This window comes from Sphingobium fontiphilum, from assembly GCF_014196635.1.
GTDB classification, from domain to species: domain Bacteria; phylum Pseudomonadota; class Alphaproteobacteria; order Sphingomonadales; family Sphingomonadaceae; genus Sphingobium; species Sphingobium fontiphilum.
In genome coordinates this window covers 459,198-486,094 of record NZ_JACIEB010000001.1, presented here as the reverse complement: position 1 = coordinate 486,094, position 26,897 = coordinate 459,198, and the positions used below count along the sequence as shown (strand labels likewise).

Here is a 26,897-nt window from a genome sequence, read left to right as displayed (position 1 = left end):
GCCTAATGCTTGTGGAACAACTGCGCGACGGCGGCTATCACGCCGCCGATGGCGAGGCCGAACAGCCCCGACAGCGTGGCGTTGACGAGCCAGTCGAGGAAGCCGCCCATGGCGGGGGCGAGCGAAGCGACAGCATGGGCGGCCCCATGGATGGCGTCCGGCACCAGATTCAGATGAAATTCATGCAGGCCATGAACGATCAGACCGCCGCCCACCCATAGCATGGCGGCAGTCCCCACCGTGCTCAGCAGGCTCAGCAAATGCGGCATGGCATGGACCAGCCCGCGGCCGAGCGGCTTCATGGCCGCGTTTGCGCCATTGGCCAGATGCAGCCCTATATCGTCCATCTTCACGATGAAGCCGACGACGCCATAGACGCCGACGGTAATCAGGACGGCGACGACCGCCAGCACGATCGCCTGTTCCCACAAGGGCACATTGGCGACCGTGCCGAGCGCGATGGCCATGATTTCGCCGGACAGGATGAAATCGGTGCGGATGGCGCCGCCGACCTTCTGTTCCTCAATCTCCTTGGAGGTCAGCGTCGCAATGGCGTCTTGCGCAACATCATGGCCGCCCCTGATGGCGTCGATCAGCTTTTCGGCGGCTTCAAAGCAGAGGAATGCGCCGCCTATCATCAGCAGCGGCGGCAACAGCCAGGGCGCGAAGGCGCTGAGCGCCAGCGCGGCGGGCAACAGAAACAGCATCTTGTTGCGAAGTGAGCCGATTGCGATGCGCGCAATGATCGGCAATTCGCGGTCGGGGGTTAGGCCTACGACATAACGGGGAGTCACGGCGGCGTCGTCAATCACGACACCGGCGGCCTTCGTCCCCGCCTTGCCCGCGGCGGCGGCGACATCGTCGATGGATGCCGCAGCGATCTTGGCGATACCCGCCACATCGTCGAGCAACGCGAACAGCCCCGAAGGCATGGTTATATTCCCCGTTTCTGAAAAGTCAGCGCCCTCTTATCGGGGCGGACGGCCGGGGGCAACGGGGCTGTTGTATCAGGCGCGCCCGGCAGGGGCCTCGATCAGTGGACGCCGCGATAATTGGCTGGCGGGTCGCTGGCGGGAAAGGATTCGTCGGCCTGCTGATCGATCAAATCCCAGTCCTGGGCCGAAATGCCCTCCTGTTCATCCGGGCCGGCGTCGCGCACCGGGTTTGGCGCGTCGCTGCGGGAAACCGAAGCATGGGATTGCAGGCCACTGTCGCGGCCATGTTTCCAAGCCCAGGCGGCGACGCCGCCGATCGCGGCCAGTTTAAGCCATTGCATCATCATTGCTTCTCCTGCTGAAATTGCACCCAGCCGCCACCATCGTCGCTGGGCGAGGGGTCATCGGGCAGGGCGGCTTCGCCCTCTTCATCTGTGCCGGCGCCCATCGGCGGTTCATCCTTTGTGCCGGGCAGCGCCGCCCGCTGGCGCAGGGCGGCGTCGATCATCGCGCGCCAGTGCGTCTCGTCCCCGGCGCGGCTCATTTTCTGATCGGGCGTTTTCATCAGCGCAATGATCCCGACCGCCCTGTCGATCCGCTGGCTCCAGTCCACGCCTGCCCCGGCGGCCAGATGGCGCGCCAGTCGCTCGATCAGCGTCGTCGGCATAAGTTTGGGCCCGGTATCGATCATAAGGAAAGAACGGCGGGCGGCGGGTTTCGGTTCCCCCATCCGTCCGGCGGTTCGGACTATGCCACGAACGCTTCGCCGCCTATCCGTCGAGATCAGGCGGCGGCGCGGCGCAGCCTGTCGTTGATCGCGATGCCCAGCCCCTCATCGGGTATGGGCGCAATGGCGATCCTTGCCGCCGTGCTGGCGTCGGCCTGATGCAACAGGGCGAAGAGATGGGCGGCGGCTTCCTTCAGGTCCGCTTCCACGCTCAGATTGGCGTGGCAGGGCATCAGGCCGAAACCGATCAGATATTCGTCCGGCTCCGCGCGCTCGGCGTTCAGTCGCACAGGTTTTGACGGGGCGTAATGGCTGGCGAGTTGACCTGGGGCCTCGACCTTGCCGGGCGTGAGCCCGTTGATGACGGGCAGGCCGCTCGCCTTTTCGAGCATCGCGCTCGTCACGGGGCCGGGGCGCAAGAGCCGAATATGCGTGTCTTCAGGGGCGACGATGGTGGATTCCAGCCCCTCGCTGGTCGGGCCTTCATCCAGCACCAGCCTGACCCTGCCGTTCAGGCTGCCGAGGACATGTTCGGCGCGGGTGGGACTGATCGATCCGCTGCGGTTGGCGGAAGGGGCCGCCAGCGGTCGGCCGCTTTCGCGGATCAGCGCGCGCATGGCCGGATGGGCGGGCAGGCGGATGGCGACGGTCGGCAAGCCCGCCATGACGGCCGGGGCAAGGCCGCTATCGGCGCGCACAGGCAGGACCAGCGTCAACGGGCCGGGCCAGAAGGCGTCGGCCAGCGTCGCGGCCGACGGCGGAAGATGGACCAGCCGCTCCGCCATCGCCCGGTCGGCGACATGCACAATCAGCGGATTGAAGCCGGGCCGCCCCTTGGCGGCGAAGATGGCGGCGACCGCTTGCGGATCGGTGGCGTCGGCGGCCAGACCATAGACGGTTTCGGTCGGCACGGCGACAGGTTCACCGGCACGGATCAGCAAGGCCGCTTCGCGCAGGGACTCTGCGCCATAACGGCTTACCCTGGTCGTGAAGTTGGCGGTCGAAATGGTCACAACCCCGCTATAGCCCCTGAAAATTTGCCGTAAAAGGGCATTGCGTCAGTTCAATGACGGATTCGTCCGGGCCGCACGAGGCTTGAGCGGCCGTCGCGTCGCGCGTAAGGCGCTGCCATGAACGATGTCCTGCTCACCCGTATCGCCGAGGCGCTGGAACGGATTGCGCCGCCCGCGTCCGCCCAGGCCGATCTGAACGCGCACCCGGCCTATGTCTGGGACGGCGGCGCCATCGCCCCGGCCGAAGGTTTCGCGCCGGTCGATTTCGGCCTGCTTTCGGGCATCGATGCACAAAAGGGCGCGGTGCTGGAAAACAGCCGCCGCCATGCCGCCGGTCATGCGGCCCATGACGTCTTGCTGTGGGGCGCGCGCGGCACGGGCAAGTCGGCGGTCGTGGGCGCGGTGGTGGGGCAATTGCAAGGGGAGGGCGCGAATATCGCCCTGCTGCAATGCGCCATCGACGATCTGGCCAGCCTGCCGCGCCTGTTTTCCCTGCTGCGCGCGACGAGCCGCCCCTTCATCCTGTTCCTCGACGATCTGGGCTTTGAAGAGGGTGGGGCCGGGGCGGCGCGCACGCTGCGTTCGCTGTTGCAAGGGGGCACATCGGCACGGCCGGCCAATGTCCGGCTCTATGTCACTTCCAACCGCCGGCACATCGTGCCCCGCCATCTGTCGGAACAGGACGATCCGGTCAACCCGCGCGACGTGGTCGACGACAAGATGGCTTTGTCCGATCGTTTCGGCCTGTCGCTGGGCTTCCACGCGATCGATCAGGACGCCTATGTCGCCATCGTCGCGGGCTATGCGGAGGCGCTGGGCCTTGCTTTCGATCCGCTGGATGCGATCCAGTGGGCGACCCGCCGGGGCAGCCGGTCGGGCCGTGTCGCCTGGCAATATGTGGTGGAGCTTGCCGGACGAAACGGCCTGACGCTGTAGCCGATCAGTCCACCCAGTCGAGGCCGATGTCGCGGTAGATGCCGCGATCTTCCTCCCAATCCTCCTTCACCTTCACATGAAGATAGAGGTGGACCTTGACGCCGAGCAGCGCAGCGAGTTCGGCGCGGGCCTTCGACCCGATTTCCTTCAGGCGCTGGCCGCCCTTGCCCAGCACGATGGCGCGCTGCGTCGGGCGGCCGATCAATATCTGCTGGTGGATTTCGACCGATCCGTCGTCGCGCTCGCTATATTTTTCGGTGTGAACGGCGGCGGCATAGGGGAGTTCGGCGTGCAACTGGTGGTATAGCTGCTCCCGGGTGATTTCCGCCGCCAGCATCCGGTCGGTCGCGTCCGACACCTGATCTTCGGGGAAATGCCACGGCCCCTTGGGCATGGCGGCGGCAAAGGCGCTTTTCAGTTCAGGCAGCCCGTCGCCGGTCGCGGCCGACACAAACAACGTCTCGTCAAAGACCAGTTTGTCGTTCAGCCGCTGGGTGTGGGTGAGCAGCTTGTCCTTGGCGGCGATGTCCACCTTGTTCAGGACCAGCCATTTGCGTTCGGAACGGCCCGCTAGCGATTCCATGATCGGTTCGAGCTTGGGGCCGAGCCCCGCCTTGCCATCGACGATCACGGCGATCAGGTCGGCGCCCTGCGCGCCGCCCCAGGCCGCTTGCACCATGGCGCGGTCCAGCCGCCTTTTCGGCGCGAAAATGCCGGGCGTGTCGACCAGCACCATCTGCGCGTCGCCCTCGATCGCGACGCCCATCACGCGGGTGCGGGTGGTCTGCGCCTTGGGGCTGGTGATCGCCACCTTTTGCCCCACCAGCGCGTTGACCAGCGTCGATTTGCCCGCATTGGGCGCGCCGACGATGGCGATGACGCCGCAGCTCTGGTTTGAAGTATCAGATTTCAAAAATAACTCCGTTCGCCCGAGGCCATCCCGTCATCCCGGAGGAAGTCCGCTGCTTCTCGCTGACTTGGCAGAAAGAAAGCGGGATCCCGGGTCAAGCCCGGGATGACGAGGATATTCTATGTCTTTTCTGTCTGGAGGGGAAGCTGCGCCTATCCCGCCAGCTTCTCCAGCAGGGCCAGCGCCGCCGCGGTTTCGGCCTCCTGCTTCGACCCGCCCGTTGCGCTCGCTTCGCCCGCGCCCTTGATTGCGACGGTGACGGTGAAGCGCAGGGCGTGATGAGGGCCGGACCGGTCGGTCATCACATATTCGGGCGGCTTGCGCCGGTTGGCGGCGGCCCATTCCTGCAGCGCGGATTTGGGATGTTTGGGCGCGGCGCGCTGGGTGTCGACGCGGTCGGCCCACAGGCGACGGACCAGCGCCTTCGCCTCGTCCAGACCGCCCTCCAGAAAGAGCGCGCCGATCAGCGCCTCCATGACGTCGCCAAGCACGTTGACGCTGTCGACGGCGCCATCGTCGCGCGCCTGCTTGCCCAGGCGAATATGCTGGGGCACGCCTGCGCTGCGGGCGATGTCGGCGCAGGTTTCGCCCGATACCAGAGCGTTGAAGCGGCGGGAGAGATTGCCCTCCGGCTCTTCGGGAAAACGCTCGTAAAGCCATTCCGCGACCACAAGGCCGAGCACCCGGTCGCCCAGAAATTCCAGCCGTTCATAATGATCGGCCTTGGCGCTGCCATGGGTGAGCGCCTGGGTGAAGCGGTCGGGCTGGCGGGGGGCGCGCCCGATCAGCTCCTGCACCCATGCGGCGGTTTCGGGTCGGTTCAAAAGCCTTCCCCGATACGGCCCCAGCGGGCGGCGGTGAACCAGGTCCATGGCAGCAGCCAGTTGGCGCCGCCATCCGTGGAGAAGACGGACACGAGCGCCTTGCCGACCAGATTTTCCTGCGGCACCATGCCAATGCCGCCGCCATCGACCGCGGGGAAGCGGCTGTCGGCGCTGCGATCGCGATTATCGCCCATCATGAACAAATGGCCCTGCGGCACCAGCACCGTATCGAAATCGTCCGCCGGGCCGGCCGGTTCAAGGTCGAGCACATTGTAGCTTTTGCCGCCGGGCAGCGTCTCGCGGAACTGCGGGTAGCGGCACTGCCTGCCGCCGCCGGGCGCCGCTTCCTCGAAGCGTTCGCGATAGCAGGGGGAAGGCGCATTTTCGTGCGCCGCCGCATCGACCATGTTGGGCGTTACCGGGATGACGAGATCAGCCACCTTCTGCTTGGGAATGGCCTGTCCGTTGAGGTAGACCGTGCCGCCCTTCACCGAGATCATGTCGCCCGGCAGGCCGATCACCCGCTTGATATAGTCGTTCTTCTGGTTCGGCGGCGCCTTGAACACGGCCACGTCGCCGCGCTGAGGCAGGCTCGAAAAGATGCGGCCGGGGATAAGCGGGAGGCCGAAAGGCAGCGAATAGCGCGAATAGCCATAGGGCCATTTGGCGACCAGCAGATAATCGCCGATCAGCAGGCGCGGCTGCATGGATTCCGACGGGATGTTGAAGGGCGAGACGATGAAGCTGCGCAGGATGAAGACGAACAGCCCCAACTTGACGAGGAACCAGAGGAAATCCCGCGTTTCCGATTTTGCGCTCATGCCTGGCCGTCTTTTCCTTGCGTTTTCTCCCGCGACAGGGAGCGTCGCGGCTTTTGGGGCGTTCATGGGTCTGCGTCAAGCGCATGGCCGGTGCAATGCAAGGTCTTTCCGTCTAATGTGAAGGAGAATCGACGAGTGCAGCTTCGATATCGATCAGGGTCGCAAAAGGATGGTCGCACAATGACGAAGACTGCGTTGGATGAATTGAGAGAGGTGAAGCAGATAGATTTGCGGTCGGTGTTCACGACCGACCCTGATCGCCTGTCCCGTTATGTGCTGACCCAGGGGCCCATCCGCTTCGACTGGTCGAAGACGCATCTGTCCGAAACGGTGATGGATGGCTTCGTCGACCTGGCCGAGGAACGCAATGTCGCGGGATGGCGGGACGCGATGTTCGCGGGCGACGCCGTCAACGTGAGCGAGGGACGGGCGGCCGAGCATGGCGCTGAACGCGGCGAGGGCGCAGCCGACAGCGTCGCGCGGGCGCGGATGCTGCACGGCCGCATGCGGGCCCTGGTCGACGCGATCGAGGCGGAGGCGCTGGGGCCGGTGCGCCACATCCTGCATATCGGCATCGGCGGGTCGGCGCTTGGCCCCGATCTGCTCATTGACGCGCTGGGCGGCTCGGGCGCGCTTTACGACGTCGCCGTCGTTTCCAATGTCGATGGCGTTGCGCTGGAAAGGGCGATGGATCGCTTTGATCCGGGCGCCACCATCATCGTCGTCGCATCGAAAACCTTCACCACCACCGAAACCCTGCTGAACGCGGCCAGCGCCGTTAACTGGCTGGTGGAGGGCGGGGTGGACGACCCCTTTGGCCGGATCGTGGCGCTGACCGCCGATCCTGACCGAGCCATGGAATGGGGCGTCGACGAAACCCGCATCCTGCCTTTTTCGGAAAGTGTCGGCGGCCGCTATTCGCTCTGGTCGTCAGTGGGGTTTGCCGCCGCGCTGGCGCTGGGCTGGGACGATTTCGAAACGATGCTGGAAGGGGCGGCGGCGATGGACCGCCATTTCCGGCTGGCCCCGCCGCGCGCCAATGCGCCGATGATCGCGGCCTTTGTCGACCAATATTATGCGCGGGTGCGGCAATGCCAGACCCGCGCTGTCTTTGCCTATGACGAGCGGCTGCGCCTGCTGCCCGCCTATCTCCAGCAACTGGAGATGGAAAGCAACGGCAAGGGCGTGACGCGGGACGGCGTTCCGGTCGAGGGGCCGACAGCGCCGATCACCTGGGGCGGGGTGGGCACGGATGCGCAACATGCGGTGTTCCAGTTGCTGCATCAGGGCACGATCCTGTCGCCGGTCGAATTCATCGCATCGGTGGAGCCGGGGCACGCGCTTGACCCCGCCCATCATCGCGCGCTGCTGACGAGTTGCTTCGCGCAGGGCGCAGCCCTGTTGCGCGGGCGCGACAATGCCGACGATCCGGCCCGCGCCTATCCTGGAAACCGGCCGTCGACGACGATCCTGCTCGACGATGTGACGCCAGAATCGCTGGGTGCGTTGATCGCCTTTTACGAGCACCGCACTTTCGTCAACGCAGTGCTGATGGAGGTCAATCCGTTCGACCAGTTCGGCGTGGAACTGGGCAAGGAGATCGCCCGATCCATTGCCGAGGAGGGACCAAAGGGGTTCGATCCCTCCACCATGGCGCTGATCGAACGCGCCTTTGGCGGCATGTAGCGCAGGCTTTGCCGCCTGAAACAGTTTAGCGTTTGTAACCGGCCTCCCGCGCCGCCATATCCGCCTCGACAAAGCGGAGATTGGCATGAGCGATTATGATTTCGACCTTTTCGTCATCGGCGCGGGATCGGGCGGGGTGCGCGCCGCGCGCGTCGCGGCGGCGCATGGCGCGCGGGTTGCGGTGGCGGAGGAATATCGGGTCGGCGGCACATGCGTCATCCGCGGCTGCGTGCCCAAGAAGCTGCTTATCTACGGCGCCCATTTCGCCGAAGACCTGAAGGACGCCCGGCGTTTCGGCTGGCGCGTGCCCGATTGCGATTTCGACTGGCCGGCGTTGCGCGACAATGTGCTGGCCGATGTCGACCGGCTGGAGGGACTCTACAGGAACACGCTCGACAGTCACAAGGTGACGCTGTTCGCCGAGCGCGCCACCGTTACCGGACCGCATGGCGTGAAGCTGGCCAGCGGACGGGAGATCACCGCCAAAGTGATCCTGATCGCCACCGGCGCCTGGCCAATGGTCCCGGAGATGGAGGGCGCCGAACATGGCATTACCTCCAACGAGGTGTTCCACCTGGATCAATGCCCCAAACGCATCGTCATCGTTGGCGGCGGCTACATCGCCAATGAGTTTGCCGGCATTTTTCACCAGTTCGGCAGTCATGTGACGATCGTCAACCGGTCGGCTGCGTTGCTGCGCGGTTATGACGAACAGATACGCGACCGGCTGCTCCAGATTTCGATGACCAAGGGCATCCAGTTTCGTTTCAACGCGGCGATGGAGCGGATCGAGAAGCAGGAAGACGGATCGTTGACGATGCATTTCGCCCATGGCGACCCGATTGGCTGCGACATCGTACTCTTCGCCACGGGACGCAAGCCCAATGTCGCCGGGCTGGGACTGGAATCGGCGGGCGTGGCGCTGGATGACAAGGGCGCAATCAGGGTCGACGCGCATAATCGCACCAGTTGCGAGAGCATCTATGCGGTGGGCGATGTGACCGACCGTGTGCAATTGACCCCCGTCGCCATCCGCGAAGGCCATGCCTTTGCGGATACCGTCTTTGGCGGCAATCCGCGCACCGTCGACTATGATTGCATTCCTTCGGCCGTGTTCAGCCATCCGCCGCTGGCGGCGGTCGGGATGACCGAGGCGCAGGCGCGCAACAAACTGGGGACGGTGAAGATCTATACGTCCGATTTCCGGCCGATGAAGAATGTGCTGGCGGGCCGCGAGGAGCGGGCGCTTTACAAGATGGTGGTCAACGCGACGACCGACCGCGTCGTGGGCCTGCATATGATCGGCCCGGATGCGCCGGAAATATTGCAGGCCGCGGCCATCGCAGTGAAAGCGGGCCTGACCAAGCAGCAGTTCGACGATACGGTGGCCTTGCATCCCAGCATGGCTGAAGAGCTGGTGCTGCTGAAATAGGCGTTCAGCGTTCCGCCGCGAAGGTGATGACCAGCGCGTCCCGCCATGCGGGGCGGGCCTGATCAATGGGGTGGATTTCGGTGACGCCGTGCATGATGCGATGGTCGTCGATGAACATGGCGTCGCCCGGTTGCGTGAGGGTGAATTCGCCCATCGGCGCGCCGTCCGGCGCCCCGATGCGGGTGACGCCTTCGCGGACATTGCGGCGCTCGACCAGCATGACGAACACATGGTCGACGCCGTCGCGGTGCATACCCTCCGGCGTGGGGCGGCCTGCGGCGCCGGCCTGCGCCTCGATCCGGAACTGGTGCGCCTCGACATGCCAGCGGCTGGAGCGGTCGGGATCGAAAACACGCGCGCACAGTTTCATCAAGGCGGGCATCACGCCATTTTCCACCGTCGATTGTTCGACCGGATCGAACCAGCGTTGCACATCGCCATTCAGGGGATTGTAGTCGCGGCTCTGATAATGGGGCTGATGCGGCTTGCGGATGAAACGCCCCTGCTCACAGGTGAAAGCGGCGTGGCGCCGCCGCCGATAGCGACCGCCATCGGCCATGTAGAGGTCGGGACCAAGCCGGTCCCAGCTTTGCGCGAAATCGGCCCATTGGCTCGCCGCACCTTCCAGCAACATCAGGGTGTTCGCGCCCGGCAGCCGCGCAAAGCCCCGGTCCATCATCGCATGGTGGAGCGCCTCGGCAGCAGACGATGGGCGTGTGTCCTGAACCATGGCTGACATCATACGCCCGGCACCAACGAGCGGCAGGGCCATTTCCCGCAGGGTGGGCCGCTCAGCCGATCCAGTAGGGCACGATCTGGCGATTGTCGGGGTCAACGTGAATAGGCCGGTCGGCGGGCGGGAAGGCGCGCTGGTCGCAACTCTGGCGCGAACAGAGGCGGCAGGTGATGCCGATCGGCGTCGCTGCCCCCTCATCCTCCAGCCGCAGCCCGTCGGCATAGACGAAGTTCGCCGCATGGGCGACTTCGCAGCCCAGCACAACGGCGAAACGGCGGGGGGTGCGCGAATAGCTGCCCGACGGCTTCACCAGTCCCTTGGCCATCGAGACATAGCGGACGCCGTCCGGCGTTTCGCCCAGTTGCACGTTGATCCGGTCGGGAACGGCCACCGCTTCATGGACGTTCCACAGCGGGCAGGCGCCGCCGAAACGGGCGAATTGCAGACGGGTGGCGCTATGCCGCTTGGTGATGTTGCCCGCCATGTCGACCCGGCAGAAGAAGAAGGGGATACCGCGCAGGCCGGGGCGCTGGAGCGTGGACAGGCGGTGACAGGCCTGTTCGAAGCTGACGCCGAATCGCCGGGCCAGCCGGTCGATGTCGTGCCTTACCTCCCGCGCAGATTCGCGAAACGGGGCGTAGGGCATCAACAGCGCCCCCGCGGCGTAATTGCCCAGGCCGACGGTGAGCAGGCGATCCGCCCCCGGCACCGGCATGGCGGCCCGCCGCACCACATCGGCGATGACCGCCTGTCCTTCGAGCATCATCAACTGGTGGGCCAGCATGAACTTGCGGCTTTCCGTCGGCAGCGCCGCGTTGATGAACAATGTCCGGTCGCCGCTGGCATAGGAACGCAGCGAAGAGTCCGGCGTATCTTCGATCAGGGTGGTGATGCCATGGCGGCGCGCCAGCGCCTCGACCAGCATACCTTCATCCAGAACCTGCCCGGCGGTGAAGCTGGCCGCCATGTCTTCGGCCAGGCAGTCGATGGCGTGGACATAATTGCCCGCCTCATGAAACCAGTCGCGGGCCGCTTCCCAAGGCAGGCGGGCCTGCACCTCATGGTCGTTGGCGATGGCTTCCTCGATCATCGCGATCCGCTCGTTGGCGCGCATATGGGCGTTATAAAGATCGACATAGCGCGCCGCGAATTCGGGAAATTGAAGGTGGAGCTTCTCGATCCGTTCCGGCTCCAGCGCGGCGCCAGGCAGTTCGGGGTGCGACAGGGCGAAGGCGAAGGCGCCCAGAAGCTGCTCATCCTCGCGGCTGTCGAAACTCGCCCAATCCACCGGAAAGGCGTTGGCGAGGGCGGCCTTCACCTTCGCGGTGAGCGGCCGGTCGTCATTCTCCAATTGCGACAGATAGGATACGGAAATGCCCAGAGCCAGCGCCATCGTCGCCTGATCCATGCGGTGATCGAGGCGAAGTTGACGGAGCCGGGGGCCGGCGAATATTCGGTTGCCACGCGCCATGGCGGCACCATAGTTGCGAAATCGTGATTTGCAAATTTGCAAATTTGCATTTGCGCAAACAGCGAAAGATTGGAAAGGGGCATCATCCAAAATTTCCTGTGTGCATACCCGGAGAGATGCTGCTTATGTCCAAGCTCGCCATCATCGAAAAGCTCGAAGCAAAGCGCAACGCCGCGCGTCTGGGCGGCGGCCAGCGGCGCATCGACGCCCAGCACGGCAAGGGCAAGCTGACCGCGCGCGAGCGTCTGGACGTTCTGCTGGATGAAGGCAGCTTCGAAGAAATCGACATGTATGTCGAGCATAACTGCATCGACTTTGGCATGGATGAGCAGCATATCCCGGGCGATGGCGTCGTTACCGGTTCGGGCACCATCAATGGTCGCCTGGTGTTTGTCTTCAGCCAGGACTTTACCGTTTATGGCGGCGCGGTGTCGGAGCGGCACGCCATGAAGATCTGCAAGATCATGGACATGGCGCTGAAGGTTGGCGCGCCCGTGATCGGCCTCAATGACTCGGGCGGCGCGCGCATTCAGGAAGGCGTGGCGTCGCTGGGCGGTTATGCCGAAATCTTCCAGCGCAACGTGCTGGCCAGCGGCGTGGTGCCGCAGATCAGCCTGATCATGGGGCCGTGCGCGGGCGGCGCTGTCTATTCGCCCGCGATGACCGACTTCATCTTCATGGTGAAGGATTCGAGCTTCATGTTCGTGACCGGTCCGGACGTGGTGAAGACCGTCACCAACGAGGTCGTGACGCAGGAAGAGTTGGGCGGCGCGGTGACCCACACCAGCAAGTCGGGCGTCGCCGATGTAGCGTTCGAAAACGACCTCGAAGCGTTGCTCGCGACCCGCGATTTTGTCGACTTCCTGCCTGCCAATAATCGCGAGCCGGTGCCCGAGCGTCCCAGCGCCGATCCTTGGGATCGTATGGATGAGAGCCTCGACACGCTGATCCCGGCCAACGCGAACCAGCCCTATGACATGCACGAGCTGATCCGCAAGGTTGTCGACGAAGGCGATTTCTTTGAAGTTCAGCCCGCCCATGCCGGCAACATCATTTGCGGTTTCGGCCGTGTCGAAGGCAAGACGGTGGGCATCATCGCCAATCAGCCGATGGTGCTGGCCGGTGTTCTGGACATCAATTCGTCCAAGAAGGCCGGGCGTTTCGTCCGCTTCTGCGACGCTTTCGAAATTCCGATCGTCACTTTTGTCGACGTGCCGGGCTTCCTGCCCGGCACCGCGCAGGAACTGAACGGCATCATCAAGCACGGGGCCAAGCTGCTCTTCGCCTATGCCGAGGCGACCGTTCCCAAGATCACCGTCATCACGCGCAAGGCCTATGGCGGCGCCTATGACGTCATGTCCTCCAAGCATCTGCGCGGCGACCTCAACTATGCCTGGCCGACCGCCGAAATCGCGGTGATGGGCGCGAAGGGTGCGGTGGAGATCATCTTCCGTGGCAAGACGCCCGAGGAAATCGCCGAAAAGACCAAGGAATATGAAGACCGTTTCGCCAACCCGTTCGTTGCGGCGAGCAAGGGCTTCATCGACGAGGTGATCCAGCCCCATTCGACTCGCAAGCGGATTGCGCTGGGCCTGCGCAAGCTGCGGAACAAGCAGTTGGAAAATCCCTGGAAGAAGCACGATAATATTCCGCTCTGACGGATCGGCTTTTTCCAGGGTTATCAGGAATGACGGATATGAACGATATTTTCATTGTGAGCGGCGCGCGCACCGCCATCGGCTCTTTCGGCGGTTCGCTGGCGTCTTTTCGCCCGGCGGAGCTGGGCGCGATCGTCATCAAGGAAGCGATCGCCCGCGCCGGCATTGCGCCTGACGATGTGCAGAATGTGGTGATCGGCACCGTCGTGCCGACCCAGCCGAAGGACGCCTATGTCAGCCGCGTGGCCGCGGTGAACGCGGGCGTGCCGATCGCGACGCCGGCGATGAACGTCAACCGGCTGTGCGGTTCTGGCCTTCAGGCGATCATTTCGGCGGCGCAGGCCATTGCCTTGGGCGAAAACGACATCGCTGTCGCCGGTGGCGCGGAGTCCATGTCCAATGCCCCGCACATGGTGTTGAGCGCGCGCAACGGCCAGAAGATGGGCGACATCGTGATGATGGACGCGATGCTGGGCGCGTTGCAGGATCCGTTTGAAAATTATCACATGGGCGTCACGGCCGAAAATGTGGCCGCGCTGTGCGCGATCAGCCGTGAAGATCAGGATGCGGCGGCGGTGGAAAGCCATCGCCGCGCCGCCGCCGCCATCGCGGCCGGCTATTTCAAGGAGCAGATCGTTCCGGTCGAGGTCAAGACCCGCAAGGGCGTGACCATTTTCGATACCGACGAGCATGTCCGCGCCGACGCCTCGCTGGAATCGATGGCGTCGCTTCGCCCCGTGTTCAAGAAGGACGGCACGGTGACGGCCGGCAACGCTTCGGGCATCAACGATGGCGCGAGCGTCGTCGTCCTGGCCAGCGCCAAGGCGGTGGCGGACAAGGGATTGAAGCCGATGGCGAAAATCCTGGCCTGGGGCCATGCCGGGGTCGAACCGTCGGTTATGGGGCTGGGGCCGGTGAAGGCGGTTCCCATCGCGCTGGAGCGCGCCGGGCTGACCCTCGACCAGATGGACGTGATCGAGGCCAATGAAGCCTTTGCCGCGCAGGCTTGTGGCGTTGCGAAGGAACTGGGGTTCGATCCGGCCAGGACCAACCCCAATGGTTCGGGCATTTCGCTGGGCCACCCCATCGGCGCGACCGGGGGCATATTGACGATCAAGGCCGCCTATGAGCTCAAGCGCACGGGCGGCAAATATGCCCTCATCACCATGTGCATCGGCGGCGGGCAGGGCATCGCCATGGTTATCGAGAACGTCGCATGAAGCTGGGGCGCCTCAACCACATCGGCGTCGCGACTCCCTCGATGGAGGCCAGCATCGCCTATTATCGCGATGTCATGGGCGCGACGAAGATTTGCGAGCCGTTCGACCTGCCCGCCCAAGGGGTGAGGGTGTGCTTCGTCGACACGCCGGGCGAGAACGGCACCAATGGCACGCAGATCGAACTGATCGAGCCGCTGGGTGAAAACAGCCCGATCCATGGCTTCATCGCCAAAAACCCGGCGGGCGGCCAGCACCATATGTGCTATGAAGTGCCCGACATTCACGAAGCCAAGGCCTGGTTCGAGGGTCTGGGCAAGAAGGTGCTGGGCGAACCGCGCATCGGCGCGCACGGCACGCTGATCTTCTTCGTCCACCCCAAGGACATGAACGGGGTGCTGACGGAGATCATGGAAACGCCGAAGAGTGGTGCGGGGCATTAAAATCACCGTTCGTCCTGAGTAGCCACTGAGCTTGTCGAAGTGGCGTATCGAAGGACAGTGGCGCGCAGACCCTTCGATACGAGGCTTCGACAAGCTCAGCCTCTACTCAGGGCGAACGGATTTGGATTTAGGGTAGGTAGAGCAAGACGATGACCGACGACGCGAACAAGGCCGGACCAACGCTGGACGCATGGGCCGCCGCCGCCGCCAAGGAAGTGAAGGGCAAGGATCTGAACTGGGAGACCCCCGAGGGGATCACGGTCAAGCCGCTCTACACCGCGCAGGACGTGACGGTCGATCCTGGCCTGCCCGGCTTCGCGCCGTTTACGCGCGGCGTGCGCGCCTCGATGTATGCCGGGCGTCCCTGGACCATCCGCCAATATGCGGGCTTTTCGACGGCCGAGGAATCCAACGCTTTCTATCGCCGCAATCTGGCGGCGGGGCAGAAGGGGCTCTCCGTGGCCTTCGATCTCGCCACCCATCGCGGCTATGACAGCGACCATCCGCGCGTCACCGGCGACGTCGGCAAGGCGGGCGTGGCCATCGACACGATCGACGACATGAAGATCCTGTTCGACGGCATCCCGCTCGACCAGATGTCGGTTTCCATGACGATGAACGGCGCGGTGATCCCGATCCTCGCTTTCTTCATCGTCGCGGGCGAGGAGCAGGGGGTTGAGCGCAAATTGCTCGACGGGACCATCCAGAACGACATTCTGAAGGAGTTCATGGTCCGCAACACCTATATCTACCCGCCCGAACCCTCGATGCGGATCATTTCCGACATTTTCGGCTATACCAGCCGCGAGATGCCCAAGTTCAACAGCATCTCCATTTCCGGCTATCATATGCAGGAAGCCGGCGCGACGCAGGTGCAGGAACTGGCCTTCACCATCGCGGACGGCATTGAATATGTGAAGTACGGCGTGGCCAGCGGCCTCGACATCGACAAATTCGCCGGTCGCCTGTCCTTCTTCTTCGCTATCGGCATGAATTTCTTCATGGAAATCGCCAAGCTGCGCGCCGCCCGCGTTCTTTGGCACCGCGCCATGACGAAGCTGGGCGCGAAGGACGAACGGTCGAAGATGTTGCGCACCCACTGCCAGACGTCGGGCGTCTCGCTGACGGAGCAGGATCCTTACAACAACGTCATGCGCACCACGATCGAGGCGATGGCGGCGATGCTGGGCGGCACCCAGTCGCTGCACACCAACGCGCTCGATGAAGCCATCGCGCTGCCCACCGATTTTTCCGCCCGGATCGCGCGCAACACGCAGATCGTGATCCAGGAAGAAACCGGCATGACCAAGGTGGTCGATCCCCTTGGCGGCTCCTATTATGTCGAGGCGCTGACCCAGCAACTGGTCGACGCCGCGCAGGAGATCATCGACCGGGTGGAAGCCGAAGGCGGCATGGCGAAAGCCGTGGCGGCCGGCTGGCCCAAGGCGATGATCGAAACCGCCGCCGCCGCGCGTCAGGCGCGCGTCGACCGGGGCGACGACGTGATTGTCGGCGTCAACAAATATCGCCTGGCGAACGAAGACCTGCTGGAAACGCTGGAGGTCGACAACGCCAAGGTGCGCGAGGCGCAGATCGCCCGCATCAACAAGGTGAAGGCCGAGCGCGACGAAGACGCGTGCCAGCGGGCGTTGCAGGCGCTGCGCGATGCCGCCGCCGCGCCGCAGTCGATCGAATCCAACCTTCTTGCCCATGCGGTGGAGGCTGCGCGCGCCCGCGCGACGCTGGGCGAAATCTCCGCCGCGATGGAGGAGAGCTTTGACCGCTACGGCACGCAGCCGACACCGGTGAAGGGCGTCTATGCCGCGCCCTATGAAGGCGACAGCCGCTGGCAACAGGTTCTCGACGGCGTGCAGGCCGTCGAACGGCGCCTCGGTCGCAAGCCCAAACTGCTCGTCGCCAAGATGGGGCAGGACGGGCACGACCGGGGCGCCAACGTCATCGCCTCCGCCTTTGGGGATATGGGTTTCGACGTGGTGTCGGGGCCGCTGTTCCAGACGCCGGAGGAAACCGTCGTGCTGGCGCTGGACAACGGCGTCGATGTGGTCGGCGCATCGTCGCTCGCCGCCGGGCACAAGACGCTGATCCCGGAACTGATCCAGAAGCTGCGAGCGGCTGGTCGCAGCGACATCAAGGTCATCGCCGGCGGCGTCATCCCGCCGCAGGATTATGACTACCTGCGTGACGCGGGCGTCCAGGGGATTTATGGTCCCGGCTCCAATGTCGTGGAATGCGCCGCCGATGTGCTGCGCCTCCTCGGCCACAACATGCCCCCCGCCGGGCTGGAGGAAGCTGCTTGACCGAGCTGAATATAATCGGTGCTCCTGCGGAAGCAGGGGCCCAGGGCCCAAAACGCAGTGCCCGGCATCCTGGACCCCTGCTTTCGCAGGGGAACACCGCTGACGCGCGGTGCGACTGGACCCGCGAGGAAATCGCCGCGCTGTTCGACATGCCCTTCAACGACCTGATGTTCGAGGCGCAGTCGATCCACCGGGCGAACCATCCGCGTAATGAGGTGCAGCTCTCCACGCTGCTGTCGATCAAGACCGGCGCCTGCCCGGAGGATTGCGGCTATTGCTCGCAATCGACCGAGGCGGACAGCGGCCTCAAGGCCACCAAGCTGATGGATGTGCAGGCCGTGCTGCAAGCGGCGGCGCAGGCCAAGGACAACGGATCGGGCCGCTTCTGCATGGGCGCGGCCTGGCGCAACCCCAAGGCTAGAGACATGCCCAAGCTGGTCGCGATGGTGCAGGGCGTGCGCGCGATGGGCATGGAAACCTGCATGACCTTGGGCATGCTGGACGAGGGGCAGGCCAGGCAGCTCGCAGACGCGGGGCTGGATTACTACAACCACAATATCGACACCTCGCCGGAAAATTACGCCAACGTCATTACGACGCGGACGTTTGAGGACCGGATCGAGACGCTGGAAAATGTCCGCAACGCGGGCATCAACGTGTGCTGCGGCGGCATCGTCGGCATGGGCGAGACGCGGCAAGACCGCATCGGCTTCCTCCACGCGCTGGCCACCATGCCGCACCCCGAAAGCGTGCCGATCAACGCGCTCGTCCCGGTCGAGGGCACGGTGCTGGGCGACATGCTGAAGGACACGCCGCTCGCCAAGATCGACGAGGTGGAATTCGTCCGCACCGTCGCCGTCGCGCGGATCGTCATGCCGCAGTCGATGGTGCGCTTGAGCGCGGGCCGCGAGAGCATGAGCGAAGCCTGCCAGGCCCTGTGCTTCATGGCCGGTGCAAACAGCATCTTCACTGGCGACAAGCTGCTGACGGCGGCGAATGCGGGCGACGACAAGGACGCGCTGCTGCTCGGCAAGCTCGGCCTGACGCCGATGATGGCCCAGCCGCACGGGCATCTGGAGGCGGCGGAGTGAACTACGCCCACCGCCGTCACCCCGGACTTGATCCGGGGTCCCGCTTCTTGTTCGCCCTCGCGCGGGAAGAAAGCGGGATGCCGGATCAAGTCCGGCATGACGGATATGGGTGGGGTTGCTGTCGCATGATCCGCGTTTCCACACTGCGTCATGCTGAACTTGTTTCAGCATCCATCGTGCCGACGCGCGCGATGGTCTGTGGGGAGGAATGGACCCTGAAACAAGTTCAGGGTGACGGAGTGTGAGATGGCTGAAGTTATCGCTCTGGAGCCTGATGGCGTTGGCCTGCGGACTAGTCGGCATTGTCTCGGGGTTAGCGGGTTCATCTGCGGTGTCTCGCGAAACCTGCAAATGGGATGTCAAAGATTTCTGCTCTGACTATGGGCAATTTTACTGGGTGCTCTGCGGCTTGGCTTCGGTCGGGGTTTTGATCGCGCTTTGGGCAATCTGCAAATCGGGGAAACGAAACTGAAATGGCAATCACCAAGATCCTGATCGCGAACCGTGGCGAAATTGCGTGCCGTGTCATGCGCACGGCCAAGAAGATGGGCATCAAGACCGTCGCGGTCTATTCCGATGCCGATGCGCGCGCGCCGCATGTGCTGATGGCCGATGAAGCCGTCCATATCGGTCCGTCGCCCGCCGCCCAGTCCTATCTGATCGCTGACAAGATCATCGCGGCCTGCAAGCAGACCGGCGCGGACGCGGTCCATCCGGGCTATGGTTTCCTGTCGGAACGCGAGAGCTTCCGCAAGGCGCTCGACGCGGAGGGCATCATCTTCATCGGCCCCCCCGCCAACGCCATCGCCGCCATGGGCGACAAGATCGAGTCCAAGAAGCTGGCCATGGAAGCGGGCGTCAACGTCGTCCCCGGCTTCGTCGGCGAGATTGACGACACTGAACATGCCGTCCGCATCTCCAACGAGATCGGCTATCCGGTGATGATGAAGGCATCGGCCGGCGGCGGCGGCAAGGGGATGCGGCTGGCCTACAGCGAGCAGGACGTCCGCGAAGGCTTCGAGGCGACCAAGCGCGAAGGTCTTGCCAGCTTCGGCGACGACCGTGTGTTCATCGAGAAGTTCATCGAAAGCCCGCGCCATATCGAAATCCAGGTGCTGGGCGATCAGCATGGCAATATCGTCTATCTCAACGAACGCGAATGTTCGATCCAGCGCCGCCACCAGAAGGTGGTTGAGGAAGCGCCGTCGCCCTTCGTGTCCCCTGAAATGCGCAAGAAAATGGGCGAGCAGTGCGTCGCTCTCGCCCGCGCGGTCGGCTATTTCAGCGCCGGCACGGTCGAACTGATCGTGTCGGGCGCGGACAAGACCGGGGACAGCTTCTATTTCCTGGAAATGAACACCCGGCTTCAGGTCGAGCACTGCGTCACCGAGGAGATCACCGGCGTCGACCTGGTCGAGCAGATGATCCGGGTCGCCAATGGCGAAAAGCTCGCCTTCACGCAGGATGAGGTGAAGCTCAACGGCTGGGCGGTCGAGAACCGTATTTATGCCGAAGACCCCTATCGCGGCTTCCTGCCCTCGACGGGGCGTCTGATCCGCTACAATCCGCCCGAGGAAGGCGCGGACGCCAGCGGCGCGCTGATCCGCGTCGATGACGGCGTGGTCGAAGGCGGCGAGGTCTCCATGTTCTACGACCCGATGATCGCCAAGCTCATCACCTGGGCGCCGACCCGTCTGGAGGCCATCGACAAGCAGATCGAGGCGCTCGACAAGTTCGAGATCGAGGGGCCGGGCCACAATATCGATTTCGTGTCCGCGCTGATGCAGCATGAACGCTTCCGTTCGGGCAACATCACCACCGGCTTCATCGCCGAGGAATATCCCGAAGGCTTCACCGGCGCGCCCGCTTCGGCGGAATTGCTCCAGCGCCTGTCGGCCATCGGCGCTTTCGCCGCCATGGCGCAGGCCGACCGCGCCCGCCGCATCGACGGCCAGCTTGGCAAGAAGCTGAAGGCCCCGACCGCCTGGCAGGTGAAGATCGGCGACGCCGTGCACGACGTTGTCATCAAGGGCGACGATGTGACCGTCGACGGCGCGGCGATGGACATGAGCCTGGAATATACGCCGGGCGACCGCCTGATCGAAGCGGAGTTCGGCGACGATCAACTGGCGGTGAAGATCGCGCCGGTGCGTTCGGGCTTTGTGCTGACCTGTCATGGCGCCAGCCACAAGCTGCGCGTCCTGCCCGCCCATGTTGCGCCCTATGCGCAGCATATGATCGAAAAGATCCCGCCGGATCTCTCGCGCTTCCTGATCTGCCCGATGCCCGGCCTACTGGTCGCGCTGCACGTCAAGGAAGGCGACAAGGTCGAGGCGGGCCAGCCGCTCGCCGTGATCGAAGCCATGAAGATGGAAAACATTCTGCGCGCGCAGAAGTCCGGCACGGTGAAGAGCGTGACGGCGGCGCAGGGCGAAAGCCTGCCGGTCGACGCGATCATCCTGGAAATGGAATGACCTTGTCCTGACGGCCCTCCTCCGTCAGGAGGGGGGCGTCCTAAAGGAAAGACGGCGTCCATGGCTGAGCGGCCGAACAAGGCCAAGACCGATGCCGCCGCATGGGTCGGCCCCGTGGGCGATGTCTGGGCGCTGGAATGGCGGCGGACGGATCGCAGCTTTGCGGGCCTTTCGTCCCATCTGAACCACGCCATCGCGCAGGCGGCGCCCGAAGGCGGCGCAAGGGTTGCGGACATAGGCTGCGGCGCGGGCGGCACCGCCATCGCCACGGCCAGCCTTGGCAACCATGTCGAGGTGACCGGGTTCGACCTGTCGGAATCGCTGATCGCCATCGCCGGGGAGAGGGCGGCGGCGATGCCGAATTGCCGCTTCGTCGCTGGCCCGGTTGAACGGACCATCGGCGCTTATGCCCCCTTCGATCTGGTCGTCTCCCGCCATGGGGTGATGTTTTTCGACGATCCCGTCGCCGGGCTGGCCGCCATTCGCGCGGCGACGCGGCCGGGCGGACATATGGTCTTTTCCTGCTTCCGCGCCGCTGCGTTGAATGGCTGGGCGTCGGAAATCGCCACGGCCATTATCGGAGAGCCATCGCCTGCGCCGGCGGGCTATGAACCCGGCCCCTTCGCCTTTGCCGACGCGGCGTTCACCCGTTCGTTGCTGGACCAGGCGGGCTGGATCGACGCTGAGGAAACGGCCGTCGACTTCGCCTACCGCGCGGGGGAGGGCGACGATGCGGTTGCCGACGCGGTCGATTATTTTGGCCGGATCGGTCCGGCCGCGCGGATATTGAAGGACAGCCCGGCCGAGCGGCGGCCGGCGATCCTCCACGCGCTTCGCACAATATGCGAGGCGCACCGCGTGGACAGCGCCGTCGACTTTCCGGCGGCGGCGTGGATATGGACGGCGCGCAACCCGGATTGATCGCGCCGGAGGATGGCGCGCGGCCACGGGGCAGGATAGGATCGGGCCATGCACCTCCATCACGCCATCGACGCGCCCGCCGCCCCCGACATCGGCTTCGACGATTTTCTGAAGGTCGACATTCGCGTCGGCACGATCATTTCGGCCGATCCTTTTCCGGAAGCCCGAAAGCCCGCCTACAAGCTGCTGATCGACTTCGGCCCCGCCATTGGCGCCCGCAGGTCGAGCGCGCAGATTACGGAAAATTACGCGCTGGAGGATTTGGCGGGGCGGCAGGTGGCGGCCGTCGTCAACTTCCCCCCGCGCCAGATCGGCAAGTTCATGTCGGAAGTGCTGACCCTGGGCTTTGCCGATGAAGGCGGCGCGGTGATGCTGTTCGCGCCCGACAGGCCAGTGCCCAACGGATCGCGCCTTTTCTGAACGCCGTCACAATCCCGTCCACCCGTTACGCTATCGTAAGATTGGCGTTGTCGGCGATGGGCCGGGGGTATAGCCTTTGCGCAAGGCCCGGGGACATGGGCGCCGATCAAACAGGAGGCGGACGATGTTGAAGAAGCTTGCGGCGGAATTCATCGGGACGGGGTGGCTGGTGCTGGGCGGATGCGGGTCGGCCGTGCTGGCCGCTGGATTCCCCGAATTGGGCATCGGCTTTGTCGGCGTGTCACTGGCCTTTGGTCTCACGGTGGTGACGATGGCCTATGCCATCGGCCATGTGTCGGGATGTCACCTCAATCCGGCGGTGTCCGTCGGCCTGTGGGCGGGTGGGCGCTTTAGCGGCGGCGAACTGCCGCCCTATGTCATAGCGCAAACTCTGGGCGCGATTGCAGGGGCGGGCGTGCTCTACCTGATCGCCAGCGGCAATGGCGATTTCAGTCTGGCCGGCGGCTTTGCCAGCAACGGTTTTGCGGAACATTCTCCCGGCGGTTATACAATGGCGGCGGCCTTCCTGTGCGAAGTCGTCCTGACCTTCGCCTTTTTGTTCGTCATCATGGGGGCGACCCATGGTTCGGCCCCCGCAGGCTTTGCGCCATTGGCCATCGGCCTCGCGCTGACGCTGATTCATCTTATCAGCATCCCCGTCACCAATACATCGGTCAATCCGGCGCGCAGCACCGGGCCGGCCCTGTTCGTTGGCGGCTGGGCGGTGCAGCAACTCTGGCTTTTCTGGATCGCGCCGCTGATCGGCGGGGCGCTGGGCGGCGTCGCCTATCGCTGGCTCAGCCCCGCGCGGCCGGTGGCGGTCGACATATCGGGAGATTGATTGACTGCCTTCCCCCTCTGCCCCATTCAGGGGCGGCAAGAGGGGGGAGGCCAGCCACGCCATTCCGCCTGAACGAATGGGCCAGGGGGCGGAATGAGCAGCGGTGCGGTGAGCGACGACTATGTCATGGATGCGAAGCGGGACCGGCTGGTCATCACCGCTTCGGCGCTGGGCACCGTGTTCGAATGGTATGATTTCTATATTTACGGCGTGCTTGCGCCGATCATCGGGCGCACATTTTTCCCGACGGACAATCCGACCGTAGAGCTTCTCTATACGCTGGCCGGTTTCGCCATCGGTTTCGCCTTCCGCCCTATGGGCGCCGCGCTGTTCGGCTATCTGGGCGACCGGCTGGGGCGGAAATATACGTTCCTTGCCACCATCATCCTGATGGGCGTGGCGACGGCGGGCGTCGGCCTGACCCCATCGGCCGCGACCATCGGCGTGGCCGCGCCCGCCATCCTCATCCTGCTGCGGATCGCGCAGGGGTTGGCGCTGGGCGGCGAATATGGCGGCGCGGCGATTTATGTGGCCGAACATGCCCCGCCGGGCAAGCGGGGCTTCTACACCAGTTTCATTCAGGCCGGGGTGATCGGCGGTTTCATCCTGTCGCTGATCGTGGTGGTGGGCATTCAGACCATCGTCGGCAAGGCGGCGTGGGAGGCATGGGGCTGGCGTTTGCCCTTCATCTTCTCGCTGGCGCTGCTCGCCATTTCGTTGTGGATGCGGCTGATGCTGCGCGAAAGCCCGGTGTTCACGGCGATGAAGGCGGCCGGCGAACAGGCGAAAAACCCCTTGAAGGAAGCCTTTGTCGCGCCGGGCAACGCCAAAAGGATGCTGGTCGCGATGATCGGGATCGCGGCCGGTTTCACCGTCATCGCCTACACGGTCATGTTCCAGTCGCTCTATTTCCTGCAAAATGGCCTGCACATCGCGTCGGGCGTTGCGCAACTGCTGGTCGGCGGCAGCGCCTTTGTCGGGATGGCGGCGTTCGTCTTTTTCGGCTGGCTGTCGGACAGGATCGGCCGCAAGAAGCCGATCATCGTCGGCTATGCGCTGGTGCTGGCGCTGTTGTTTCCGCTCTATCACTTCATGGGGCAAGTGGGAAATCCTGCGCTGACCGATGCCGCCCGCACCGCGCCAGTCGTGGTCAGCGGGCCTGATTGCACCTTCAATCCCTTTGCCAAGACGCAGCCGACCGATTGCGGCAAGTTGCTCGATCATTTTTCCAAACGCGGCATCCCCTATGATGCGCGGCCGGGCGATGCGCCCGCCGTGGCGATCGGCGGCGAGGCGGTGGAGGATATGAGCGCCGCGGGACTGGACGCGGCGCTGGCGACCCATGGTTATGTTGCGGCGACAGTGACGCCGGACTGGCCGCGCGCGCTGATGCTGTTTGCGGCCATGTTGTTGCTCTGGACATTGTCGGGGGCGACTTATGGCCCGGTGGCGGCGCTGCTGTCCGAATATTTCCCGGCGCGTATCCGCTATAGCTCGCTGTCCATTCCCTATCATGTCGGCACCGGCTATTTTGGCGGTTTCCTGCCATTGGTCAGCCAATATATCGTCGCGCGAACGGGCGATCCCTATGCCGGGCTGTGGTATACGATGGGGATCGTCGCGCTGGCGCTGGCGACATGTCTTTTCGCCCTGCCCGAAACGCGCGGACGCCCCCTCGACGCCTGACCGCCGACCCGTTATCGGGCAGGGGATGCAAGCCTATATCGCTCCGCTTCGCCTGCGCCTGGATGGCGATGCCCTGGTTTCGAACTGGCGCTGGCTGGCGAAGCAGGGCGGCGCGCCAGACTGTGGCGCGGCGATCAAGGCGGACGGCTATGGGCTGGGTGCGCCCGAAGTCATGCGCCGCCTGATGACGGCGGGATGCCGGGATTTTTTCGTTTCGAACTGGGGCGAGGCGCTGGCGCTGGAGCCGTTGCTGGATGAAGGCGTCTCGCTGTCGGTGCTGCACGGGGTGCGGGCGGAGGACATGAACATCGCCCTGTCTTCGCGCGCGCGGCCGGTGCTCTGTTCGCCTGAACAGATCGCCCTGTGGCGCGACGCGGGTGGCGGGCCGTGCGATGTGATGATCGACACCGGCATGAACCGGCTGGGGCTGGACTGGCGCGGCGACGTTGACGCAATGACCGATGGACTGGCCATCGACACGCTGGTCAGCCATCTGGTTTCGGCCGATGAGGACGGGTCGTTGAGCGAACGGCAACGGGCGCGCTTCACGGCAATGACGATGCAGGTCGCGGCGCGGCGCTACAGTCTGGCCAACAGCGCGGGGATCTGCCTGGGCAGCGACTATGGCTTTGACCTGACCCGCCCGGGGCTGGCGCTTTATGGCGGGGTTCCGCGCAAGAACGCGGTCGGCCATATCGCGCAGGTCGTGTTTCCGCAGGCGCAGGTGTTGCAGCGCCGCCGGGTGATTGCGGGCGACAGCATCGGCTATAACGCGACCTTCACCGCGCCCGCTGACATGGAGGTGGCGATCCTCAATCTGGGCTATGCCGATGGCTATCTGCGCGGATTTTCCAATCGCGGCGGCGTGATTGTCGATGGCGTGCGGTTGCCGCTGGTCGGGCGGGTTTCGATGGACCTGATCGCTATCGATGTTTCGATGCGGCCTGATGTCGCGGCGGGCGACTGGCTGACGATGGATTATGCCCTGCCGGGCGCTGCTGAGGCTTCGGGCCTGTCACAATATGAATTGCTGACCGGGCTGGGCGCGCGGTTCGACCGGGTCTGGGCGTAAAGGCAAGGCCGCCGCTTCCGCCTGGAAACGGCGGCCTGCTTTTGTAATTGATGCTATCGGATCAGCGTTCGACGCACATGGCGACGCCCATGCCGCCGCCGATGCACAGGGTGGCGAGACCCTTCTTCGCGTCGCGCTTGCCCATTTCGTAAAGCAAGGTGGTGAGCACGCGCGCGCCCGATGCGCCGATGGGGTGGCCGATGGCGATGGCGCCGCCGTTGACGTTCAGCTTCGCGGGGTCGAAGCCCAGTTCCTTGCCGACGGCCAGCGCCTGCGCGGCAAAGGCTTCATTGGCTTCGATCAGGTCGAGGTCGCCAATCGACCAGCCAGCCTTGGCCAGCGCCCTGGTCGAGGCCGGGGCGGGGCCGATGCCCATGATCGACGGATCGACGCCGCAGGTTGCGAAGGAGGCGATGCGGGCGAGCACGTCGACGCCGCGCTTGGCCGCTTCATCGGCGGTCATCAGCACCAGAGCGGCGGCGCCGTCGTTCAGGCCGCTGGCATTGCCGGCCGTGACCGTGCCGTCCTTCTTGAACGCGGGTTTGAGGCCCTGCATGGCTTCGATCGTCGCGCCGTCGCGAATATATTCGTCGGTATCGACGATGGTGTCGCCCTTGCGTCCCTTGACCGTCACCGCCGCGATTTCATCGGCGAAGCGGCCCGATGCGCGCGCGGCCGACGCCTTGTTCTGGCTGGCGACGGCGAAGGCATCCTGTTCCTCGCGGCTGATCTGATATTTTTCCGCCAGATTTTCGGCGGTAATGCCCATATGATAGGCGTTGAAGGCATCCGTCAGGCCGTCGACGATCATCGTATCGACCAGGCGGATGTCGCCCATCTTGGCGCCGCCGCGCATATACTGGGCATGGGGGGAAAGCGACATGCTCTCCTGCCCGCCCGCAACCATGATCGAGGCATCGCCATTGGCGATCGCCTGCGCCGCCAGAGCCACGGCGCGCAGGCCCGATCCGCATACCTGGTTGATGCAGAAGGCGGTGCGATCGACCGGGATGCCGGCATGAACGGCGGCCTGTCGGGCGGGGTTCTGGCCGAGGCCGGCGGTCAACACATGGCCCAGGATGACTTCGTCCACCTCTTCGGGCGCAACGCCCGCCTGCGCGAGCGCGGCGACAATGGCGGTGCGGCCCAGTTCGTGGGCTGGCGTCGAGGAGAATGAACCCAGAAAGCTGCCGACAGGGGTGCGTTTGGCGGCGGCGATGACGATGTCGGTCATGGTCCTGCTCCTTCAGATGGTGGACATGGGC

The 26,897-nt window shown here is 64.6% G+C and carries 24 protein-coding genes; 14 read left to right on the top strand and 10 right to left on the bottom strand.

Going from position 1 to position 26,897, the window contains the following annotated elements:
* Window positions 1-2: 2 nt before the first annotated feature.
* The 4 genes from GGR44_RS02220 to GGR44_RS02205 form a co-directional block, all read right to left on the bottom strand.
* Window positions 3-932, bottom strand: a complete 930-nt coding sequence (locus tag GGR44_RS02220) for a DUF808 domain-containing protein (RefSeq protein WP_183953791.1) — start codon at window positions 930-932, stop codon at window positions 3-5.
* Window positions 933-1,033: 101 nt separating this feature from the next.
* The gene (locus GGR44_RS02215) at window positions 1,034-1,282 is read right to left on the bottom strand and encodes a hypothetical protein (protein ID WP_246344270.1); all 249 of its coding nucleotides are present in this window, start codon (window positions 1,280-1,282) and stop codon (window positions 1,034-1,036) included.
* Window positions 1,279-1,626, bottom strand: a complete 348-nt coding sequence (locus GGR44_RS02210; protein WP_183953790.1) for a hypothetical protein — start codon at window positions 1,624-1,626, stop codon at window positions 1,279-1,281. Before GGR44_RS02210 ends, GGR44_RS02215 begins: the two co-directional genes overlap by 4 nt.
* A 92-nt stretch (window positions 1,627-1,718) precedes the next feature.
* A complete protein-coding gene (locus GGR44_RS02205; RefSeq protein ID WP_183953789.1) occupies window positions 1,719-2,675 on the bottom strand; it encodes an L-threonylcarbamoyladenylate synthase in 957 nt (318 codons plus the stop codon).
* A 117-nt stretch (window positions 2,676-2,792) separates the two neighbouring features.
* On the opposite strand from GGR44_RS02205, the gene GGR44_RS02200 reads away from it, so the two are divergent.
* Window positions 2,793-3,611 (top strand): ATP-binding protein, encoded by an 819-nt coding sequence (locus GGR44_RS02200; protein WP_183953788.1) that lies wholly within the window; start codon window positions 2,793-2,795, stop codon window positions 3,609-3,611.
* A gap of 4 nt (window positions 3,612-3,615) precedes the next feature.
* Here GGR44_RS02200 and era read toward each other — a convergent pair whose 3' ends face one another.
* The 3 genes from era to lepB form a co-directional block, all read right to left on the bottom strand.
* Complete coding sequence (gene era / locus GGR44_RS02195; RefSeq protein ID WP_183953787.1) at window positions 3,616-4,524, bottom strand: GTPase Era; 909 nt, start codon at window positions 4,522-4,524, stop codon at window positions 3,616-3,618.
* Between the two features lie 149 nt (window positions 4,525-4,673).
* Window positions 4,674-5,393: a ribonuclease III gene (rnc, locus tag GGR44_RS02190; protein WP_183953786.1), complete on the bottom strand. Its 720-nt coding sequence runs from the start codon at window positions 5,391-5,393 to the stop codon at window positions 4,674-4,676.
* Window positions 5,342-6,166 carry a signal peptidase I gene (lepB, locus tag GGR44_RS02185; RefSeq protein WP_183953785.1) on the bottom strand — a complete coding sequence of 275 codons (825 nt, stop codon included), beginning with the start codon at window positions 6,164-6,166 and terminating at the stop codon, window positions 5,342-5,344. The genes rnc and lepB overlap by 52 nt, the downstream gene beginning before the upstream one ends.
* 180 nt (window positions 6,167-6,346) lie before the next feature.
* Here lepB and pgi point away from each other — a divergent pair, with 180 nt between their 5' ends.
* Entirely contained in the window at window positions 6,347-7,852 is a 1,506-nt protein-coding gene (gene pgi / locus GGR44_RS02180; RefSeq protein ID WP_183953784.1) for a glucose-6-phosphate isomerase, read from the top strand.
* An 85-nt stretch (window positions 7,853-7,937) separates the two neighbouring features.
* Entirely contained in the window at window positions 7,938-9,284 is a 1,347-nt protein-coding gene (gor, locus tag GGR44_RS02175) for a glutathione-disulfide reductase (protein WP_183953783.1), read from the top strand.
* Between the two features lie 4 nt (window positions 9,285-9,288).
* Here gor and GGR44_RS02170 read toward each other — a convergent pair whose 3' ends face one another.
* Together GGR44_RS02170 and GGR44_RS02165 are read right to left on the bottom strand one after the other, a co-directional pair.
* The gene (locus tag GGR44_RS02170; protein WP_183953782.1) at window positions 9,289-10,014 is read right to left on the bottom strand and encodes a 2OG-Fe dioxygenase family protein; all 726 of its coding nucleotides are present in this window, start codon (window positions 10,012-10,014) and stop codon (window positions 9,289-9,291) included.
* Window positions 10,015-10,075: 61 nt separating this feature from the next.
* On the bottom strand, window positions 10,076-11,491 hold the full coding sequence (locus GGR44_RS02165; protein ID WP_183953781.1) for a helix-turn-helix domain-containing protein: 1,416 nt from the start codon (window positions 11,489-11,491) through the stop codon (window positions 10,076-10,078).
* Between the two features lie 125 nt (window positions 11,492-11,616).
* On the opposite strand from GGR44_RS02165, the gene GGR44_RS02160 reads away from it, so the two are divergent.
* From GGR44_RS02160 to alr, 11 genes are all read left to right on the top strand, one after another.
* Window positions 11,617-13,149: an acyl-CoA carboxylase subunit beta gene (locus GGR44_RS02160; RefSeq protein ID WP_183953780.1), complete on the top strand. Its 1,533-nt coding sequence runs from the start codon at window positions 11,617-11,619 to the stop codon at window positions 13,147-13,149.
* Between the two features lie 38 nt (window positions 13,150-13,187).
* A complete protein-coding gene (gene bktB, locus GGR44_RS02155) occupies window positions 13,188-14,369 on the top strand; it encodes a beta-ketothiolase BktB (protein WP_183953779.1) in 1,182 nt (393 codons plus the stop codon).
* Entirely contained in the window at window positions 14,366-14,809 is a 444-nt protein-coding gene (mce, locus tag GGR44_RS02150) for a methylmalonyl-CoA epimerase (RefSeq protein WP_183953778.1), read from the top strand. Before bktB ends, mce begins: the two co-directional genes overlap by 4 nt.
* A gap of 149 nt (window positions 14,810-14,958) precedes the next feature.
* The gene (gene scpA / locus GGR44_RS02145; protein ID WP_183953777.1) at window positions 14,959-17,127 is read left to right on the top strand and encodes a methylmalonyl-CoA mutase; all 2,169 of its coding nucleotides are present in this window, start codon (window positions 14,959-14,961) and stop codon (window positions 17,125-17,127) included.
* A gap of 77 nt (window positions 17,128-17,204) precedes the next feature.
* Window positions 17,205-18,218, top strand: coding sequence for a biotin synthase BioB (bioB, locus tag GGR44_RS02140; protein WP_221214260.1), 1,014 nt, complete (start codon window positions 17,205-17,207; stop codon window positions 18,216-18,218).
* 473 nt (window positions 18,219-18,691) lie between these two features.
* Entirely contained in the window at window positions 18,692-20,692 is a 2,001-nt protein-coding gene (locus GGR44_RS02135) for an acetyl-CoA carboxylase biotin carboxylase subunit (protein ID WP_183953775.1), read from the top strand.
* A 60-nt stretch (window positions 20,693-20,752) separates the two neighbouring features.
* Window positions 20,753-21,613, top strand: a complete 861-nt coding sequence (locus GGR44_RS02130) for a class I SAM-dependent methyltransferase (protein WP_183953774.1) — start codon at window positions 20,753-20,755, stop codon at window positions 21,611-21,613.
* Window positions 21,614-21,661: 48 nt separating this feature from the next.
* Window positions 21,662-22,033: a tRNA-binding protein gene (locus GGR44_RS02125; RefSeq protein WP_183953773.1), complete on the top strand. Its 372-nt coding sequence runs from the start codon at window positions 21,662-21,664 to the stop codon at window positions 22,031-22,033.
* Window positions 22,034-22,157: 124 nt separating this feature from the next.
* Window positions 22,158-22,874 carry an aquaporin Z gene (aqpZ, locus tag GGR44_RS02120; RefSeq protein WP_183953772.1) on the top strand — a complete coding sequence of 239 codons (717 nt, stop codon included), beginning with the start codon at window positions 22,158-22,160 and terminating at the stop codon, window positions 22,872-22,874.
* A gap of 93 nt (window positions 22,875-22,967) precedes the next feature.
* Window positions 22,968-24,560 (top strand): MFS transporter, encoded by a 1,593-nt coding sequence (locus GGR44_RS02115; protein WP_183953771.1) that lies wholly within the window; start codon window positions 22,968-22,970, stop codon window positions 24,558-24,560.
* 25 nt (window positions 24,561-24,585) lie between these two features.
* On the top strand, window positions 24,586-25,632 hold the full coding sequence (gene alr, locus GGR44_RS02110) for an alanine racemase (RefSeq protein WP_183953770.1): 1,047 nt from the start codon (window positions 24,586-24,588) through the stop codon (window positions 25,630-25,632).
* Window positions 25,633-25,693: 61 nt separating this feature from the next.
* Here alr and GGR44_RS02105 read toward each other — a convergent pair whose 3' ends face one another.
* A complete protein-coding gene (locus GGR44_RS02105; RefSeq protein ID WP_183953769.1) occupies window positions 25,694-26,866 on the bottom strand; it encodes an acetyl-CoA C-acetyltransferase in 1,173 nt (390 codons plus the stop codon).
* Window positions 26,867-26,897: the final 31 nt, after the last annotated feature.